Origin of the sequence: Pseudomonas sp. G2-4 (assembly GCF_030064125.1) — a bacterium.
Taxonomy (GTDB): Bacteria; Pseudomonadota; Gammaproteobacteria; order Pseudomonadales; family Pseudomonadaceae; genus Aquipseudomonas.
This window is the reverse complement of record NZ_CP125957.1, coordinates 3,793,482-3,811,088: the sequence shown is the minus strand read 5'-3', so window position 1 is coordinate 3,811,088 and position 17,607 is coordinate 3,793,482. Positions and strand designations below refer to the sequence as shown.

Annotated in this window: 21 protein-coding genes; 10 read left to right on the top strand and 11 right to left on the bottom strand. The window is 59.4% G+C overall.

What is annotated here, in order from left to right; translation table 11 throughout:
* The first annotated feature begins 5 nt into the window (after nucleotides 1-5).
* A complete protein-coding gene (locus tag QNH97_RS16540; RefSeq protein ID WP_283552968.1) occupies nucleotides 6-494 on the top strand; it encodes a GyrI-like domain-containing protein in 489 nt (162 codons plus the stop codon).
* On the opposite strand, the gene ada is transcribed toward QNH97_RS16540, so the two are convergent.
* The 5 genes from ada to QNH97_RS16515 form a co-directional block, all read right to left on the bottom strand.
* Nucleotides 458-1,531, bottom strand: coding sequence for a bifunctional DNA-binding transcriptional regulator/O6-methylguanine-DNA methyltransferase Ada (gene ada / locus QNH97_RS16535; protein WP_283552967.1), 1,074 nt, complete (start codon nucleotides 1,529-1,531; stop codon nucleotides 458-460). The genes QNH97_RS16540 and ada overlap by 37 nt on opposite strands.
* 88 nt (nucleotides 1,532-1,619) lie before the next feature.
* Entirely contained in the window at nucleotides 1,620-2,300 is a 681-nt protein-coding gene (gene alkB, locus QNH97_RS16530) for a DNA oxidative demethylase AlkB (RefSeq protein ID WP_283552966.1), read from the bottom strand.
* Nucleotides 2,287-3,015, bottom strand: coding sequence for a 2OG-Fe(II) oxygenase (locus QNH97_RS16525; protein WP_283552965.1), 729 nt, complete (start codon nucleotides 3,013-3,015; stop codon nucleotides 2,287-2,289). The genes alkB and QNH97_RS16525 overlap by 14 nt, the downstream gene beginning before the upstream one ends.
* A 300-nt stretch (nucleotides 3,016-3,315) precedes the next feature.
* Entirely contained in the window at nucleotides 3,316-3,486 is a 171-nt protein-coding gene (locus QNH97_RS16520; RefSeq protein WP_283552964.1) for a hypothetical protein, read from the bottom strand.
* Nucleotides 3,487-3,517: 31 nt separating this feature from the next.
* The gene (locus QNH97_RS16515; protein ID WP_283552963.1) at nucleotides 3,518-3,820 is read right to left on the bottom strand and encodes a DUF1883 domain-containing protein; all 303 of its coding nucleotides are present in this window, start codon (nucleotides 3,818-3,820) and stop codon (nucleotides 3,518-3,520) included.
* Between the two features lie 198 nt (nucleotides 3,821-4,018).
* Between QNH97_RS16515 and QNH97_RS16510 the strand changes: the two genes are divergently transcribed.
* Both QNH97_RS16510 and QNH97_RS16505 read left to right on the top strand, forming a co-directional pair.
* Entirely contained in the window at nucleotides 4,019-4,369 is a 351-nt protein-coding gene (locus QNH97_RS16510; RefSeq protein WP_283552962.1) for a hypothetical protein, read from the top strand.
* 108 nt (nucleotides 4,370-4,477) lie between these two features.
* A complete protein-coding gene (locus QNH97_RS16505; protein ID WP_283552961.1) occupies nucleotides 4,478-4,708 on the top strand; it encodes a hypothetical protein in 231 nt (76 codons plus the stop codon).
* A gap of 36 nt (nucleotides 4,709-4,744) precedes the next feature.
* On the opposite strand, the gene QNH97_RS16500 is transcribed toward QNH97_RS16505, so the two are convergent.
* Nucleotides 4,745-5,026, bottom strand: coding sequence for a hypothetical protein (locus tag QNH97_RS16500; protein WP_283552960.1), 282 nt, complete (start codon nucleotides 5,024-5,026; stop codon nucleotides 4,745-4,747).
* 115 nt (nucleotides 5,027-5,141) lie between these two features.
* Entirely contained in the window at nucleotides 5,142-5,357 is a 216-nt protein-coding gene (locus QNH97_RS16495; RefSeq protein ID WP_283552959.1) for a hypothetical protein, read from the bottom strand.
* Nucleotides 5,358-5,590: 233 nt separating this feature from the next.
* Here QNH97_RS16495 and galU point away from each other — a divergent pair, with 233 nt between their 5' ends.
* The 4 genes from galU to ahpF all read left to right on the top strand — a co-directional run bounded on the left by galU (nucleotide 5,591) and on the right by ahpF (nucleotide 10,556).
* Nucleotides 5,591-6,430, top strand: a complete 840-nt coding sequence (gene galU / locus QNH97_RS16490; protein ID WP_003182953.1) for a UTP--glucose-1-phosphate uridylyltransferase GalU — start codon at nucleotides 5,591-5,593, stop codon at nucleotides 6,428-6,430.
* A gap of 342 nt (nucleotides 6,431-6,772) precedes the next feature.
* A complete protein-coding gene (gorA, locus tag QNH97_RS16485; protein ID WP_283552958.1) occupies nucleotides 6,773-8,131 on the top strand; it encodes a glutathione-disulfide reductase in 1,359 nt (452 codons plus the stop codon).
* Nucleotides 8,132-8,306: 175 nt separating this feature from the next.
* Nucleotides 8,307-8,870: an alkyl hydroperoxide reductase subunit C gene (ahpC, locus tag QNH97_RS16480; RefSeq protein ID WP_025213143.1), complete on the top strand. Its 564-nt coding sequence runs from the start codon at nucleotides 8,307-8,309 to the stop codon at nucleotides 8,868-8,870.
* 123 nt (nucleotides 8,871-8,993) lie between these two features.
* Complete coding sequence (gene ahpF, locus QNH97_RS16475; protein WP_283552957.1) at nucleotides 8,994-10,556, top strand: alkyl hydroperoxide reductase subunit F; 1,563 nt, start codon at nucleotides 8,994-8,996, stop codon at nucleotides 10,554-10,556.
* 106 nt (nucleotides 10,557-10,662) lie between these two features.
* Here the strand turns inward: ahpF and gloA are convergent, their stop codons facing one another.
* Nucleotides 10,663-11,184, bottom strand: coding sequence for a lactoylglutathione lyase (gloA, locus tag QNH97_RS16470; RefSeq protein ID WP_283552956.1), 522 nt, complete (start codon nucleotides 11,182-11,184; stop codon nucleotides 10,663-10,665).
* A 193-nt stretch (nucleotides 11,185-11,377) separates the two neighbouring features.
* Here gloA and QNH97_RS16465 point away from each other — a divergent pair, with 193 nt between their 5' ends.
* Nucleotides 11,378-11,914 carry a DUF4946 domain-containing protein gene (locus QNH97_RS16465; RefSeq protein WP_283557498.1) on the top strand — a complete coding sequence of 179 codons (537 nt, stop codon included), beginning with the start codon at nucleotides 11,378-11,380 and terminating at the stop codon, nucleotides 11,912-11,914.
* A 91-nt stretch (nucleotides 11,915-12,005) separates the two neighbouring features.
* On the opposite strand, the gene QNH97_RS16460 is transcribed toward QNH97_RS16465, so the two are convergent.
* The 3 genes from QNH97_RS16460 to QNH97_RS16450 all read right to left on the bottom strand — a co-directional run bounded on the left by QNH97_RS16460 (nucleotide 12,006) and on the right by QNH97_RS16450 (nucleotide 15,104).
* Nucleotides 12,006-12,371, bottom strand: coding sequence for a histone-like nucleoid-structuring protein, MvaT/MvaU family (locus QNH97_RS16460; RefSeq protein WP_283552955.1), 366 nt, complete (start codon nucleotides 12,369-12,371; stop codon nucleotides 12,006-12,008).
* A gap of 206 nt (nucleotides 12,372-12,577) precedes the next feature.
* Nucleotides 12,578-14,140 carry an EAL domain-containing protein gene (locus QNH97_RS16455; protein ID WP_283552954.1) on the bottom strand — a complete coding sequence of 521 codons (1,563 nt, stop codon included), beginning with the start codon at nucleotides 14,138-14,140 and terminating at the stop codon, nucleotides 12,578-12,580.
* Between the two features lie 100 nt (nucleotides 14,141-14,240).
* On the bottom strand, nucleotides 14,241-15,104 hold the full coding sequence (locus tag QNH97_RS16450; protein ID WP_283552953.1) for a LysR family transcriptional regulator: 864 nt from the start codon (nucleotides 15,102-15,104) through the stop codon (nucleotides 14,241-14,243).
* A gap of 220 nt (nucleotides 15,105-15,324) precedes the next feature.
* Here QNH97_RS16450 and QNH97_RS16445 point away from each other — a divergent pair, with 220 nt between their 5' ends.
* Nucleotides 15,325-16,269 carry a DMT family transporter gene (locus tag QNH97_RS16445; RefSeq protein ID WP_283552952.1) on the top strand — a complete coding sequence of 315 codons (945 nt, stop codon included), beginning with the start codon at nucleotides 15,325-15,327 and terminating at the stop codon, nucleotides 16,267-16,269.
* Nucleotides 16,270-16,520: 251 nt separating this feature from the next.
* Entirely contained in the window at nucleotides 16,521-17,597 is a 1,077-nt protein-coding gene (gene hppD, locus QNH97_RS16440; RefSeq protein WP_283552951.1) for a 4-hydroxyphenylpyruvate dioxygenase, read from the top strand.
* Nucleotides 17,598-17,607 lie beyond the last annotated feature (10 nt).

Here is a 17,607-nt window from a genome sequence, read left to right as displayed (position 1 = left end):
GACGCATGGACGTAAAACTCAAGACGGTCGAACCCTTCACCGTGGCCGGTTTGCAGGTGCACACTCGCAATACCGACGAGCAGCAGCCCGACACCGCGAAGATCGGCCCGATGTGGCAGCAGTTCTTCAACGAAGGGCTGTTCGACACGATCCCGGCCCGGCAGTCAGAGTCGTTCGTCTACGGGGTTTATTCCAACTACGAGTCCGACGCCACCGGCTACTTCGACGTGACCGCCGGCGTGCAGGTGGATGCCACGAGCGCAGGCTACCCCGCCGTGGACATCGAGGGTGGGGACTACCTGGTGTTTTCGGCCAAGGGGCCGATGCCTGACTGCGTAATCCAGACCTGGGGCCTGATCTGGGCGTATTTCGCTGATAACCCGCAAACCCTGCGGCGTTTCACCACCGATTTCGAGGTCTACAGCGGCCCCGATTCGGTGGCGATCTACATTGGCGTTCAGTCCCCGGACGAGCGTTCCAGCGCCAGCAACTGACGCTTGCGCTCCACGCCCCAGCGATAGCCCGACAGGTTGCCGTCGCTGCGCACCACCCGGTGGCAAGGGATCGCCACCGCCAGGCTGTTAGCGCCGCAGGCCTGAGCCACGGCGCGCACGGCTTTGGGCTGGCCGATGCGCTGGGCGATCTCGGCGTAGCTGGCGGTGCTGCCCACCGGAATGTCCCGCAAGGCTTGCCAGACCCGTTCCTGGAACGCCGTGCCGCGCAGGTCCAGTGGCAAGTCCAGGCCCAAGGCAGGCGCTTCGATAAAACCCACCACTTGGGCGATCAACTGCTCGAATTCCCGGTCGGCACCGATGAGGTTGGCTCGGCGGAACTTGTCCTGCAGGTCGCGCACCAGGGCGTCCGGGTCGTCCCCCAACAGGATCGCGCACACGCCACGCTCGCTTTGCGCCACCAGGATCGCGCCGAGGGAGCATTGGCCAACGGCGAAGCGGATGTCGGTGTTCTGCCCGGCGGCGCGGTAGTCGGCGGGTTTCATGCCCAGCACTTTGTCGGCGGCCTCATAAAAACGGCTGTTGGAGTTGAACCCGGCGTCGTACAGCGCCTCGGTGATGGAGCCTCCATCGGCCAGGCGTTCGCGTACCTTGCGTGAGCGGTGGGCACTGGCATAACCCTTGGGGGTCAGGCCGGTGACTGCCTTGAAGACTCGGTGAAAGTGGAAGGGACTCAAGCCTGCGTTTTCTGCCAATGCATTGAGCCCAGGCAGTTCTTCGGCCGCCTCGATCTGCCGGCAGGCGGCCGCGACCCGGGCCGCTTGCTGCGCGGCAATCTGGGTCTGGTCCCTGGCCACGCGTTTGCTGGGACGGTAGCCGGCGGCCTGGGCCTGTTCCGGCGTGTCGAAAAACTCCACGTTACGCGGGTTGGGCAGGCGCGACAGGCTGCTGGGGTGGCAATAGATGCCGGTGGTTTTCACGCCGTAGACAAATTGCCCATCGGCGCGCGGATCCCGGGCGAGCACGGCGGCCCAGCGCGGATCCAGTTCAGGGGCGAGATGATTCGAAGTGCTGTTCATGGTCTTGATGTCCATTGGCCCGTTTTGCCTACAGTAGCGAGCCTGGGAAGTGGCGACACTCCGGGTCTTGCGGTTGAATTCTGCACCTTCATCCGGCGGTACGAAACGTCAGGTTGATCCGCTGGGCGCCCAGGCGCGGATGCTGGCCTTCCTTGAGCGGCAGTACGCCGTGGTAACGCAAGCGGTCCACGCCGCCCCAGACCACAATATCGCCATGGAACAACGGGATGCGCAGGCTTTTGTCGCTACGCTCGAACCCGCCGAACTGAAACACAGCCGGCAAGCCCAGGGACATCGAGACGATAGGGGCGGTGAGTTGGCGTTCGTTCTTGTCCTGATGCAACGACATCCGCGCGCCGGGTACGTAGCGATTGATCAGGCAGGAATCCGGCTCGAAGTGTTCGAACTGCGCCTGCCGCGCGGCGGCCTGGGCCAGTTCGCGAAACACCGCCGGCATGTCGGGCCAAGGTTGACCCGTCTGTGGGTCAGCGGTGGTGTAGCGGTAGCCGCTGCGGTCGGTGGTCCAGCCCAGCGCGCCGCAACTGCTCAACGCCACCGACATGGTAAAGCCGCCGGGCGTGACCATCTGCCGGAACGGCGCGGCCTGCAGGACTGTTTCCAGGGCTGGCAGCAAACGCTCCTGCCAGGGCAGGGCAAACCCGCGCAGCACGAACGACTGTTCGCCGATCCGTTCGATCTGGCCGGGCGTCGTCGGCGTCTCGTCGGCGAACAGGTCCAGCGTGATTGGGTTGTCGTTATTGCGCATCATGAAAAATGATTCCCAAGGTGTGTCGCTTGCCGCTGTGCACGCGGCTGACGCCGTGACGCATGTTCACCCGATAATAACCGCGAATGCCTGGGACGGGCCGCTGATGCACGGCGAACACCACCGCATCGCCTTGTTTCAGATCGATGACCTGCGGCCGCGACTGCATGCGCGGGCGCTGCTCGGTCAGCACGAACTCACCACCGCTGAAGTCCCGCCCCGGTTCCGATAACAGGATCGCAACCTGCAGCGGGAACACCTGCTCGCCGTACAGATCCTGATGCAGGCAGTTGTAGTCCTGTGGGCCGTATTGCAGCAACAACGGTGTCGGTCGCGGTTGTCCGGCGGCATGGCAGCGCTGGATGAAATCGGCATGCTGATGGGGATAGCGCACGTCAAGGCCCATGCATTCGTTCCAACGGTTGGCCAGCGGTACCAGCAACGGATACAACGACTGGCGCAGTTGCTGGACGAGCTCGGGCAGCGGGTAACGAAAATACTGATATTCACCGCGTCCGAATCCATGACGGGCCATGACCACCCGCGAACGAAAAAGCCCGGGCTCGGCGTACAAGCTGCTGAGCATCTGGCATTGCGCGGCCGTGAGCAGGTTGCGGATGACTGCACTGCCGTCCTGCTCGAGGCCGTGTTCCAGGGCCGACCAGTCCAGGTGATTTATTCGTGGGGTCAGTGAGGGCGGATGCGGGGGAGTGGGCATGATGGCAATCCTTGGTGCAAAGGATTGGTCAGTCTGAGGAGTGTTTCGTTGGTCAGCACTCCGGATCTTGCGATGCATCAGTGTCCTGAGTCGCTCGCGTCAGCAGGCACGACAAATCCCCTGTGGCGAGGGAGCTTGCTCCCGCTGGGCGGCGAAGCCGCCCCAAATGTCTGGCGCGTTCTTGCAGGCAGACCGCGCCGGCAGGTTTTACGACTGCTGCGCACTCGAGCGGGAGCAAGCTCCCTCGCCACAAAAGCATCGTGCCCACCCTGGTGCTAAAAAATTAATCAGGGTGAGTCTTTACAACGCTTTGCTGACACTGACCTCGCTGATCACATCATTAGTTTCGCCATGCAGTGCCTGCAAGGCTGTCCTGGCTTCTTCCTCGGTACCGGCTTTCAGTTGGGCGAATTCGAATCGGCGTTCGCCGTTGAGCTTGTACTTGATGACGTATTTGGTCGTCTGGTCCACGGTTTTGCCTATCTTGGAGTGTGGGCGATGCTCAGCTCAGTCTTGAGCTGGAGCGCCGGATGATCTTGATCTTATGGGTCAGGGTCGGCTTGCGCGTGACGCTGATGGCCCGGCGGTTGACGGTGTCGATGGTGATGTTCCAGAACCCGGTGCTTGGTGCGGTGATCTTGGCCGGGAAGGTGTCGAACGCGCCGCCATGATAAGTGTGCCGGCCGCCGTTCTTGAAGCTACGGAAGTTGGCGTCGTTCATCAAACGGATGTTGCACATTTGGGAGCATTCGATGACGACGATATCGTCTTCGTTCAGGTGCTCGCGCTGGTGGATGAATTTCATGGGCGCCTCCAGAAGGGCTTTTTCTACAAAATCAAACGATAGCAAGGAGAATGATGTGCAGTTTATCAGCACCAAGGGTTAATATCCGGCCCGCGTCCCAGGCTTTGTTCATTTATCGCAGGAAGCGCAAAAAAAGGCAGTGGGCTCTGGAGAAAAACAGCGTTTGCACTGTCCGAGGATCTTTACTGGAGGAATCATATGAAGCACAGCGTGTGGGTATTGGCATTGGCGATGAGTGGATGTGCATCGGTATCGGACATCAACCAGACGCCACCCACCATGAGCGTCATCTCTGGAAAGAAACCCCATGAATATGCCAAGTGCGTCGCCGACAAGCTCGCCAGCAGCCGTGGCCCGCTGCAAATGGAACCCCACAAGAACGGCATGCGCTTGATTGTGCCGGGCAAACTGTCGACCCTGCCGGCGGCGGTGTTCGACATTGACGAGCGCTCCAGTGGCAGCAGCATCAAGCTGCACGAAAGCCTGTCCAACGTACCCGTGCGCCCAGGTGACGTGCAGGACGCTGCCAACGCCTGCATTTCGGGCTAAGCGCGTCCCGGCCTGACGAGCGGGCCGGGCATCGGATAAACTGATGCCCTCGACAAAAAATGCCGCCACGGTCAACGTTGGCGGCATTGTCATTTATGGAGTCAGTCGATGAAACGCGAGCAGGTGCGTGAGCGCCATGCAGAAGGGCTTATCTGTGCCACCCACGTGATTCAGAACCCGGCAAGCCCAGGTGAATGGATCGTCTTCTTCAAGAAAGCCGCCGGACGCAGTTTTTTCCTGGTGGATGACCAGGACGAGGTCGAGTCCTTCAGCCGTCTCGATGATCTGGTCGAAACCATACGCGGGCTGGGGATCAAGTTCGCCGAGATTCACATCTAGTGTCCCGTTTCACACATGAAACAGGACCCCCGTCTTTTACTTGCACACCACCAGGACGCTGCGGCTGGTGAAGTTGCCGACGCTGACCCCCAGGGTCTTGTCGCTTTCCTTGGCTTGCGGCGTGCCATCGGTGCCAACGATGCGGTAGCCGGTGCCGGCACAGGATGCATCCGCCTTTTCATAACAAGTGGCCCAGGAATTGGCTTCGCCGGAACAATCGATGGTCAGTCCCTGTTCGCCATTGTTCAGGTAGGTTTTTTCGGCCGAGGCACAGCCCGCCAAGGCCAGGACTGTAAACAGCGCCAGAAGTTTTTTCATGGAATCGTCATCGAGAAGGGAGGGGCAGGCGCGAGATTATAGCGAATGGCCATTCCAGTACAGATAAACAAAGCCCCGTTCAATGCCGGGCGTCATTTACTTGAGGCTTGTCTGTTTACTTCTTGCGACGAGGGCTGCGTGCCGGGGCCGTTTCACGTTCCCTGGTTGCCGGGGCAGAGCGGTCGTCCTGGAACACCGCCGCCACTTCTACCGCCATCGTTTTGCTGGGCAGGGGGCCGGCGACCTGCTCACCGTGGTAGTTGACAATCCACCATTGGCCGTCCTTGTCCTGGCTGACCGAATAACCGTTTGCGTTTTGTGTGACCGACATCTAACTGCCTCGTTGGCGGAATCAAGGGCGCCATGATACGTCAAATGCTCGCAAACAGCGCTCATGGGCGTAGAGTGGACCGCCGGAGCCATCGAGATGAAAGGCGATTGAACTATCCGCCGTTTTTTATTTCTCTATGATGGCATCGGTTGGCCAGTGCGGGCATTGTAAGGTGCCCGTCGCCTGATTAGACTGCGCCGAAACTCGTAGATACCGCCTTTTCAAGGACTTATATGATCAAGAAATGCTTGTTCCCAGCAGCCGGTTACGGTACTCGCTTCCTGCCAGCGACTAAAGCCATGCCCAAAGAAATGCTGCCGGTGGTGAACAAGCCACTGATCCAGTACGGCGTCGAAGAAGCCCTCGATGCGGGCCTGACGGAAATCTCCATCGTTACCGGTCGCGGCAAACGCGCCCTGGAAGACCATTTCGACATCAGCTACGAGCTGGAAAACCAGATCAAGGGCACCGACAAGGAAAAATACCTGGTCGGCATCCGCAAACTGTTGGATGAATGCTCGTTCTCCTACACCCGCCAGACCGAAATGAAAGGCCTGGGCCACGCGATCCTGACCGGTCGCCCGCTGATCGGTGACGAACCGTTCGCCGTGGTCCTGGCGGACGACTTGTGCGTCAACCTCGAAGGCGACGGCGTGCTGACCCAGATGGTCAAGCTGTACAAGCAGTTCCGCTGCTCCATCGTGGCGATCCAGGAAGTTGATCCGCAGGAAACCAACAAGTACGGTGTCATTGCCGGCGAAATGATCCGCGACGACATTTACCGCGTTCACAGCATGGTTGAAAAACCAAAGCCTGAAGATGCACCGTCGAACCTGGCCATCATTGGTCGCTACATCCTGACCCCGGACATCTTCGACCTGATCGAACAGACCGAGCCAGGCAAGGGCGGCGAAATCCAGATCACCGACGCCCTGATGAAACAGGCCCAGAACGGCTGCGTCATGGCCTACAAGTTCAAAGGCAAGCGTTTCGACTGCGGTGGCGCTGAAGGCTACATCGACGCGACCAACTTCTGCTTCGAGAACTTCTATAAGACCGGTAAGGCTTACTGATAGCCTGCTGTGCCTTGAAAAAAACGCCCCGACTGGTTCGGGGCTTTTTTTTGTCTGGAAAACTCCAGGCTGTGAGTAACCCGTGGCGAGGGAGCTTGCTCCCGCTGGGCGCGAAGCGCCCCTTGGCACCCATTGTCATGCAAAGGTGGCCGACTATTTGCGGCTGCTGCGCAGCCGAGCGGGAGCAAGCTCCCTCGCCACAAGGGCTACCCTGTCCCAGGCCAAAGCGGGGGCCAGTCGCGAAGTCCGGCTGGCTTTTTCATTTTCCGCCCACATAACCATCGCAACGCTGCCTCAGTTGAAAACAGCAGGTATGCTGATGGCCTGCCGAAGGAGATAGAAATGGCCTACGATTTTGACTTGTATGTGATTGGCGCCGGTTCCGGTGGTGTGCGGGCTGCGCGGTTTGCCGCCGGTTTCGGGGCCAAAGTGGGCGTGGCGGAGAGCCGCTACCTGGGCGGTACCTGCGTGAACGTGGGCTGTGTGCCGAAAAAGCTGCTGGTCTACGGCGCGCATTATGCCGAGGATTTCGAGCAAGCCTCGGCCTACGGCTGGACGGCGGGCGAGGCGAGTTTCGACTGGGCCACGCTGATCGCCAACAAGGACCGGGAAATCAATCGCCTCAACGGGATTTATCGCAACCTGCTGGTCAACAGCGGCGTTGTGCTGCACGAAGGTCACGCGAAAATCACCGGGCCCCATGAGGTCGAGATCAACGACCAGCGCTATACCGCCAAGCACATCATGATCGCCACCGGCGGCTGGCCGGTGATTCCGGACATTCCGGGGCGCGAGCATGCCATCAGCTCCAACGAGGCGTTTTTCCTCAAGGAACTGCCCAAGCGCGTCATCGTGGTGGGCGGCGGCTACATTGCGGTGGAGTTCGCCGGGATTTTCCACGGCATGGGCGCGCAGACGTCGCTGCTGTATCGAGGTGACCTGTTCCTGCGCGGCTTTGACGGTGCAGTGCGCAAGCACCTGGCGGAAGAACTGACTCGGCGTGGCCTGGATCTGCAATTCAACGCGGACATCAAATCCATCGAAAAACTCGACGATGGCAGCCTCAGGGTAGAGCTCAAGGATGGCAAGACGTTGATCACCGATTGCGTGTTCTACGCCACCGGCCGACGGCCGATGCTCGACAATCTTGGCCTGGAGAACACCGCTGTCACAGTGGACGAGAAAGGGTTCGTCAAGGTCAACGAAAAATACGAGACCACTGAACCGTCGATCCTGGCCATTGGCGATGTGATCGGTCGTGTGCAGCTTACCCCCGTTGCCCTGGCCGAGGGCATGGCGGTTGCGCGACGTCTGTTCAAGCCCGAGCAATATCGCCTGGTGGATTACCGGATGATTCCCACCGCCGTGTTCAGCCTGCCGAACATCGGCACGGTGGGTCTGACGGAAGAGCAGGCCAAGGAGGAGGGCCATGAGGTTGAGATTTTCGAAAGCCGCTTCCGGCCGATGAAGCTGAGCTTGACCGAATGCCAGGAGCGCACACTGATGAAACTGGTGGTGGATGCCCGGACTGACAAGGTACTGGGTTGCCACATGGTTGGGCCGGATGCCGGGGAAATCGTCCAGGGCCTGGCCATTGCGCTCAAGGCTGGCGCCACCAAGCGCGATTTCGACGAAACCATCGGCGTGCATCCGACCGCCGCCGAGGAGTTTGTCACCATGCGCACGCCCGTAGCCTCCTGATCGCCAGGCGAACATAGGGCGAGCGAGGTTGTTCGCCCTATTAGGTTTTCTTCTATCTATTTAGCTGCTCATAGCCAAAACCAATCATTCGCATGAGGTTTGCCAATGAGCCAGCCCGGGGACGAGTGGTTAAGATTCCCTCCATCAACTTTTCAACCCTGATGGAGAAACATCGATGCCTATCATCAACAGCCAAGTTAAACCGTTCAACGCTACCGCTTTCAAAAACGGCGAATTCGTTCCGGTATCGGACGCCGATCTGAAAGGCAAGTGGTCTGTCGTGTTCTTCTACCCAGCCGACTTCACCTTCGTTTGCCCAACCGAGCTGGAAGACCTGGCTGACAACTACGCCGAATTCAAGAAACTGGGCGTCGAGATCTACAGCGTATCGACCGACACCCACTTTGCCCATGCGGCCTGGCACAACACTTCGCCAGCCATCGGCAAGATCCAGTACACCATGATCGGCGACCCCACCCACGTTATCTCCCGCAACTTCGACGTGCTGATCGAAGAAGTTGGCCTGGCTGACCGCGGCACTTTCGTGATCAACCCGGAAGGCCAGATCAAGATCGTTGAACTCAACGACGGCGGTGTAGGCCGTGACGCTTCCGAGCTGCTGCGCAAGATCAAGGCCGCTCAATACGTTGCCGCTCACCCGGGCGAAGTCTGCCCAGCCAAGTGGAAAGAAGGCGAGGCCACCCTGGCTCCGTCCCTGGACCTGGTCGGCAAGATCTAAGACCGTGAGTCCTTTGAGGGCGGTCATCCGCACCTAGTAAGCCGCACCGCCCACAAAAAACGCCCGGGCGAGATTCGCTCGGGCGTTGTTTTTTCTGAAAATCAAAAAATGGAAATCGCCCGTATGTTGGACGCCAATCTTAAAGCTCAGTTGAAGTCATACCTGGAACGGGTCACCCAGCCGATTGAGATCGTCGCTTCCCTCGACGACGGTGCGAAATCCCAGGAAATGCTTGCGTTACTGAAAGACGTTGCCAGCCTTTCTGACCAGATTACTTTGCTCGACAACGGTACCGATGCGCGCAAGCCTTCGTTTTCGTTGAATCGCCCGGGCGCTGATATCAGCCTGCGCTTTGCCGGTATCCCCATGGGCCACGAATTCACTTCGCTGGTGCTGGCCTTGCTGCAAGTCGGCGGCCACCCATCGAAAGCCAGTGTCGACGTTATCGAACAGATCCGCGCCCTTAAAGGCGAGTTCAACTTCGAGACCTATTTCTCGCTGTCGTGCCAGAACTGCCCGGACGTGGTCCAGGCGCTGAACCTGATGGCCGTGCTGAACCCGAACATTCGTCACGTGGCTATCGACGGCGCGCTGTTCCAGGCCGAGGTCGATGAGCGCCAGATCATGGCCGTGCCGAGCATCTACTTGAACGGCGTGAACTTCGGCCAGGGCCGCATGGGCCTGGAGGAGATTCTTGCCAAGATCGACACCAGCGGTATCGAGCGCCAGGCTGAAAAGATCAGCGCCAAGGATGCATTCGATGTGCTGGTGGTGGGCGGCGGCCCGGCGGGTGCTTCGGCGGCTATCTATGCAGCCCGTAAAGGCATCCGCACCGGTGTGGCGGCGGAGCGTTTCGGCGGTCAGGTGCTCGACACCATGGCTATCGAGAACTTCATTTCGGTCCAGGAAACCGAAGGCCCGAAGCTGGCCGTGGCCCTGGAAGAACACGTCAAGCAGTACGACGTGGACATCATGAACCTGCAACGCGCCGATGCATTGGTGCCAGGCAAGGATGGCGCGCTGCATGAAGTCAAGTTTGCCAGCGGTGCAAGCCTCAAGGCCAGGACTGTGATCCTGGCAACCGGTGCCCGTTGGCGCGAAATGAACGTGCCGGGCGAGCAGCAATACCGCAACAAGGGTGTGGCGTACTGCCCGCACTGTGACGGTCCGCTGTTCAAAGGCAAGCGCGTGGCGGTGATCGGCGGCGGCAACTCCGGCGTTGAAGCGGCCATCGACCTGGCCGGCATCGTGGCCCATGTCACCTTGCTGGAGTTCGATGTGCAATTGCGTGCCGACGCTGTGCTCCAGCGTAAGCTGCACAGCCTGCCGAACGTCACGGTGATTACCAACGCCCAGACCACCGAAGTGACGGGCGATGGCCAGAAGGTCAACGGCTTGCGCTACAAGGACCGTCCAAGCGCTGAAGTGCGGGACGTCGAGCTCGAAGGGATCTTCGTGCAGATCGGCCTGCTGCCCAACACCGATTGGCTCAAAGGCACCGTCGAGTTGTCGCCGCGTGGCGAGATCGTCGTCGATACCCGGGGCGAAACCTCGATCCCTGGTGTGTTCGCCGCCGGGGACGTGACCACCGTGCCGTACAAGCAGATCGTGATCGCCGTGGGCGAGGGGGCCAAGGCTTCGCTGAGCGCCTTCGACCACCTGATCCGCTCCTCTGCGCCGGCCTAAGCAGCCGATAGCGGAAAAACAAAACCCCATGAGTCATGGCTCATGGGGTTTTTTATCGCCCATTATTCTGTGGGAGCAAGCTCCCACATGGGGTGGTGGGGGAGGTTTACAGCGGTGCCGGCTGGATGATTTCAACCCAGTAGCCATCCGGGTCCTTGATGAACGCCAGGCTCTTCATGCGGCCGTCGGTCAGGCGTTTCTGGAAGTCGCAGCCCAGTGCTTCGAAGCGCTCGCAGGCAGCAACGACGTCCGGTACCGAGATGCAGATGTGGCCAAACCCACGCGGGTCGGTGTTGCCGTTGTGGTAGGCGAACGCCGGATCGCTTTCGGTGCCATGGTTGTGGGTCAGTTCGAGGATGCCAGGGATCGACTTCATCCATTCGGTACGGGCCGACGCATCCGCAGGAATCTGGTTCTTGTCTACCAGGGCCAGGAAATACAGACTGAATTCAGCTTCCGGGAAGTCGCGTTTTTCCACCAGGGAAAAACCCAGCACCCGGGTGTAGAAATCCAGGGACTTGGTAATGTCCTTGACCCGCAGCATGGTGTGGTTGAAGACGAATCCGGCCGTGACAGCGTCGGGTTGGGCAGTGACGCCCGGGAAAGTATTGAGTTCGTGCAGGCTCATGGGCCCTCCGGAAAATAAGTGGGGCAAACGGCGTAGCAACTCTGTTGCGACGGTTCCTGGGCTTGCGTTAAACGGCTTCCTTGCAGGTGCGCCCATGATACGCAAGGGATGCAGCATCGCCAAACCGTGCGTGGCTATTGCCTGGTTCGGCGGTGGGCTTCAGACTTTACGATTCGTCCTTGAGTGCAACGCAATGATTCGACCGTGCCTTTCGCTGTTTGTCCTGCTGTTTGCCACCATTGCGAGTGGCGGTGTCCAGGCGGTTGAACCGCAGGTCGCATGGCCACAGGGCTGGGTGATCGAGTCGCTACCCGCCGAGGCTCCTGCCTCGACGACGGCGCCGGGAACGAATCGACAACGGGCGACCAAGAGCGATGCCGGGGGCAATGCGGTGATGGTCATGGAATTGACCACGACGCCCATCGAGGCCGATCATCAAGTCAACTTGCAAGGCGTATTACTGGAAATGCGTAAGTCAATCCAAAAGGATTTTTTCCAGGGTGGTTATCAAAGTGTGTGTAATAAGATCCATTCTTCCATGTTGGGCGAAGTCACGGCCTTGGAAACCACTTGCACGATCACGCAGAACGGACGACATGTGTTGTCTCAGACACTCGTCGCGGCACTAAATGAGGGCAAGGCTTATGTGCTGTCCTATGCGGGACAGGCGCAGGTGTTTGTTGAAAGCCAGGATGAAATACAGTCGGTACGAAATAGCCTGAAACTATAAGCCTATCAGCACAATACGCCGCAGGCGCGATCCAAAAGTTGAGCGCATAAAAAAGCCCTGAGTGTCTCAGGGCTTTTTTCATCTGGGGATGTCAACCACGCAACCAGGAATCAACGGTGCCCGCACCGTATTGTTCTTTCCAGGCCTTCAGGCCGCGATGGTTGCCGCCTTTGGTTTCGATCAACTCACCGGTGTGCGGGTTATGGTAAACCTTGACCACGCGTGCACGGCGGGTTTTAACGGGCTTGGCCGCTGGCAAGCCAGCCTTGGACGGCTTTGGGTCAAGGATCGCGATGATGTCGCGCAGGCTCTTGCCGTAGGTTTTCATCAGTCCCTGGAGCTTTTCTTCGAATTCGATTTCTTTCTTGAGCCCGGCATCGTTCTTCAGCGATTCCAGCTGCTTGAGCTGTTCTTGAAGGGCCCTTTCGGCTGCACGAAATTCAGCGAGTCTGGACAAAATCGTTACTCCAATCAGAATGTTTGGCTGATACCAACCGCAAACAAAGCTATAAGCCAAGTGCCTTGAAGCGACGCGGTGATAATGACTCTCCTGCTATCTAGTGCAGGTACAAAAAATTGTAGTAGTTAATCCCATATGTGTAAATCGTAACTTTTTCTTTATGTAACAACAGCAAACGGTTTCTGTCCGTTTGAGCGTCGTCGTCAATAGGCTGGCGGCGGGTAATTGCCATTAATGGCGGTCAAGGTCTCAATGAAGTCCTGCCCGCTAATCGGGTGGCTAAATAGGTAACCTTGTAAAAAGTTCACCCCGTGGGCGGCCAGGTAATCGCTTTGTTCCAGCGTTTCGACGCCCTCGGCAACAATGCCCAGGTCCAGCTTGCCCGACAGTTCGATGATGCTGTCGAGTATGTGACGCGACAGGGCGTCGGCACCGATCATCGCGACAAAACTCTGGTCGATCTTCAGGAAGTCCACGTTGAACTGACGCAAGTAGCCCAGGCTGGAATGACCTGTACCGAAATCGTCGATGGCGATCTTGACGCCCAGCTCACGCAACTGTTCGAACAATCGGTGAGTGATGGGCGTCGGTTCGATCAACTCGCGTTCGGTCAACTCCAACACCAGCGTAATCGTGCCGGGTGGGAAGGCATCCAGGAACGCGCGGCAGTCGTCCACCAGCGCCAGATCCTGGCAGTGGCGAGCGGTGATGTTGATGCCGACATGAAACGGTGCTTCAAGCAGCGAGGTAAGTGGCGCCAGCAGGTGCCGGGTTTGCAGCATCAGCGTCCGGGTCATCGGCACGATCAAGCCGCTGTGTTCGGCGAATGGAATGAACAGGTCCGGGCGTACCAGGCCTTCCGTGGGATGGTTCCAGCGCATCAACACTTCGACGCCGGCCCAGCGCTTGCTGTCGCCGTGCACGACCGGTTGCAGGTACGGAACGAACTCTCCAGCCTCCAGCGCCCGTTGCAGTTCGTGGCTGGGAGACGAGGCGCGCTTTTGCAAGCAGTGACCGAGTGTCCCGGCAATCACACCGAAGAAGATCAGCAGGCTGAACAGCGGCGGATATTCCCGGGTCATGTAGCGCCAGACTTCACCCTCATCAAAGCCGGCTTCAACATTGAAGGGGTAGCGCGATGAGATGAGGTCGCTCCGTGCGACCGCCAGGGTCGGCAGTGGCGCTTGTCGAACCTTGCCGTCCGCCGCCAACCAGTTCGGCCCGACTTGTAACAGCAGTCGAGTCTGGCCACCGATCAGGCGCAGGACATTGGCCAGGTGATACCCATCGAGCGTCGCCAACGCCCCTTGCTCGCCCTCGTTGAGCCGGTAGATCAGCAGCGCGGTATCGGGCGTGACCGGGTTGCCGTTCATGAGCCACAACGCGCCCTGGTGATAATCGCCGGGATTGACCTTTTCCTCGAAGGCGCCGAACAACGAACTGCAATACAGGGTGTTGTCTCGCACCAGGTTGGTCGAACGGACAAAGGGCCGGCGCGTCACTTGTTCGCGTAATGCCAGCTTCACTGCTTCGCAGGGCTGGCCGGCCAGGGGCAACAACTCACGGGCCGACAATGCGGTGTTGTCGAGCATCAACTCGACCTGCCTGACCAGCTCTTCGGCAGTCTGCCGGGTCTGTTGCTCCAGTGTCCGCGTCGCTTGCAGGTACAGAATGCCCAGCCCCGACAGCATTGGGAGAAGGGCGCAGAGCAGGGTGATCAGGTAGCGACGGGGCCGCGTGCGCGAACGTGTGGCGGTCAATGGCATCTGCACAACCTGTGGGGCGAGAGGAAAGGGATCAAGGGGGCAATATCGAGTACTGGCCATTCTAGATGGACTTGCGATTCGTGTCGTACCTGGCTCGGGCTCACGCTTGCCGAGCCAGTTCGATGAACGCCAGGGTGGCGGGGGATGCCTGGCGGCTGTCCAAGACGGCGAGGCCAATCTGGCGCGGAATCCGCGGCGACAACGGCCGCGTGACGAAACCCGCATTGTCGCCGCCTGGTAGCGAGCCTTCGGACACCACGCTCACCGCCTCACCGCGCCGGACGACATCCAGGGTGCTGAGCAGTTGCGAGCAACGAAAGCGTACATTCGGTGTGAGTCGGGCGGCATTGAACAGCCGCGAAACCAGCTCCGACGATCCAGCCTCGGTAAGCACGAAGGGATCGTTGCACAGGTCCTTGAGACTCAGGCTGGCCTGGGCAGCGAGGGGATGGGCAGTGGGCAGCAGGGCGACCATCTGATCTTCCATCAGCGCGAACGTATCGAAACGGTCCTCGGGCAGCACCACAAAGCCGACGTCGATCCGTCGTTCATCCAGCCACTGGATGACTTGTCGGTCCGGTCCTTCATCGATGTGCACTTCGATCCCCGGGTGCAGTGCGCGGTAGCGTTGCAGGATAGCGGGCAGCAATTTCATCGACGACGTCGGGCCGAACGAGCCAATGCGCAAGGTGCCCCGGCGCATGCCCCGGGCGTCGGCGGCTTCCTGGCGCAAGGTGTTGGCCAGACCGAGCATGGCCCGGGCCCGCAGTAGCAATTGTTGGCCAATGTCGCTGAGTTCCACTGGGGACTGATGCCGCCTTAGCAGTTCCACCCCCAATTCCTGCTCCAGGGATTTGATGGCATGGGACACCGCTGACTGGCCGATGCCCAATCGTGTTGCCGCAGCGGTGAAGCCACGCAGCTCGGCGACCAGGGAGAAGATTTCCAGTTGGGTGAGGGTCATGAGTGATTGCTCATTTTACGATGATGAAATATGAGGATGACAATACGGTATCTGTGCAATCTGCGGAACCGTGGCGAGGGAGCTTGCTCTCGCTGGACCGCGCAGCGGGCCCCTTACAAATGGCCAGGCGCAACCTGCCCGGACGAGAGGACTGCTTCGCAGCCCAGCGGGAGCAAGCTCCCTCGCCACGGGTATTCGATTGACTTCAATACGGTGAACGATGAAAACCCTCGAGCAAACCATCCCAACGCCTTCAGACCTGCCGGTCTACCTGAAGCTCGCCATGGTCACTATGATCTGGGGCGGGACTTTCGTAGCCGGCCGGATTCTTTCCGATGCCCTGGCACCCCTGTTCGCCGCCAGCCTGCGATTCCTGCTGGCCAGTATCGCCCTGCTGCTGTTCCTCGCGCTGGCCCGGATCCCGCTGGTCAGGCCCAGCCTCAAGCAAGGGCTGCAACTGGCTGCGCTGGGGTTCTTCGGTATCTTCTTCTATAACCTGTGCTTCTTTTACGGCTTGCAGTACATCAACGCGTCGCGGGCCTCGTTGATCGTGGCCTTGAACCCGGCGGTGATCGGGTTGGCGTCCTGGTGGCTATTCAAGGAACGGCTGGGCCGGTTGAAAGTGGCGGGCATCGTGTTGTGCATCGGTGGGGCGGGACTGGTGATCGTCAGTCGTGATCCGTCCCTGCTGCAGAACACCGCGCAGGGCTGGATTGGCGACCTGCTGATTTTTGGCTGTGTGCTGGGCTGGGGCATCTATTCGCTGTTTTCCAGAAGCTTGAATGAAAGCCTTGGTCCCTTGCAGACCGTGACCTGGTCGATCCTGCTGGGGACGCTGATGTTGTGGCTGGCCTGCGTGGCAGGTGGCGAGATGCGCCTCGAAGCACTGCGCGGGTTGGACGCGCGGCAATGGCTGAGCCTGCTCTACCTCGGCGTGTTGGGTTCGGCCCTGGCCTACATTGCTTGGTACGACGGCATTCGTCGGATTGGCGCGACCCGTTCCGGCGTATTCATTGCGCTCAATCCGCTGACGGCGGTGCTGCTGGGGGCGCTGTTGCTGGACGAACGGTTAACGGCCTTGATGTGCGTAGGCGGCGGGCTGATCCTGGTGGGCATTTTCCTGTGCAACAAACCCCTTGCGCGGTCGGCGGGAAAGGCGATTTGATACAGAAGACGGACAAATCTCGTTACGCTGTGTAGAATCGATTTACGCATATAAGAATAAACGTCTTCTGACAGCAGAAGCCTCGCCCGCAAGAGCCTTGGGTCGACAATGAAGATATTTGGGTTTCAACTGATCTACGGCGATTTCCTCGCCCGCAGCGTTCGCGGCATTTCCTGCGCGCCACCGCGCGTCCTCAGCATGGCTAGCAACTAACGTTTTTGGTTAATTGATAACAATGATGAGGCGCCGACATGGCAGATCTATACGAAAACCCCATGGGCCTGATGGGCTTTGAATTCATCGAATTCGCATCCCCAACGCCCAACACCTTGGAGCCGATCTTCGAGATCATGGGCTTCACCAAAGTGGCCAGCCACCGCTCCAAGGACGTGCACCTGTATCGCCAGGGCGCGATCAACCTGATTCTCAACAACGAACCCCACAGCGTGGCCTCGTACTTCGCCGCCGAACACGGCCCGTCGGTGTGCGGCATGGCCTTTCGGGTCAAGGATTCGCAACAGGCCTACAAACGCGCCCTGGAGCTCGGTGCCCAGCCGATCCACATCGAAACCGGTCCGATGGAGCTGAACCTGCCGGCGATCAAAGGCATCGGTGGTGCGCCGTTGTACCTGATCGACCGTTTTGGCGAAGGCAGCTCGATCTATGACATCGACTTCGTGTTTATCGAGGGTGTTGACCGCAATCCGGTGGGCGCGGGCCTGAAAATCATCGACCACCTGACCCACAACGTGTACCGCGGGCGCATGGCCTACTGGGCCGGCTTCTACGAGAAGCTGTTCAACTTCCGCGAGATCCGTTACTTCGACATCAAGGGTGAATACACCGGCTTGACCTCCAAGGCCATGACCGCCCCGGATGGCATGATCCGCATCCCGCTGAACGAAGAATCGTCCAAGGGCGCGGGGCAGATCGAAGAGTTCTTGATGCAGTTCAACGGCGAAGGCATCCAGCACGTGGCCTTCTTGACCGACGATCTGGTCAAGACCTGGGACAAACTGAAAAGCATCGGCATGCGCTTCATGACCGCACCACCGGAGACCTACTACGAAATGCTCGAAGGCCGCCTGCCGAACCACGGCGAACCGGTGGATGAACTTCAATCCCGGGGTATCCTGCTGGACGGCGCTTCAGACCAGGGCGACAAGCGCTTGCTGCTGCAGATATTCTCCGAAACCCTGATGGGCCCCGTGTTCTTCGAATTCATCCAGCGTAAGGGCGACGATGGCTTCGGTGAAGGTAACTTCAAGGCGCTGTTCGAGTCCATCGAGCGCGACCAGGTACGTCGGGGTGTGCTGGCTACCGAGTAATACCTGAGCG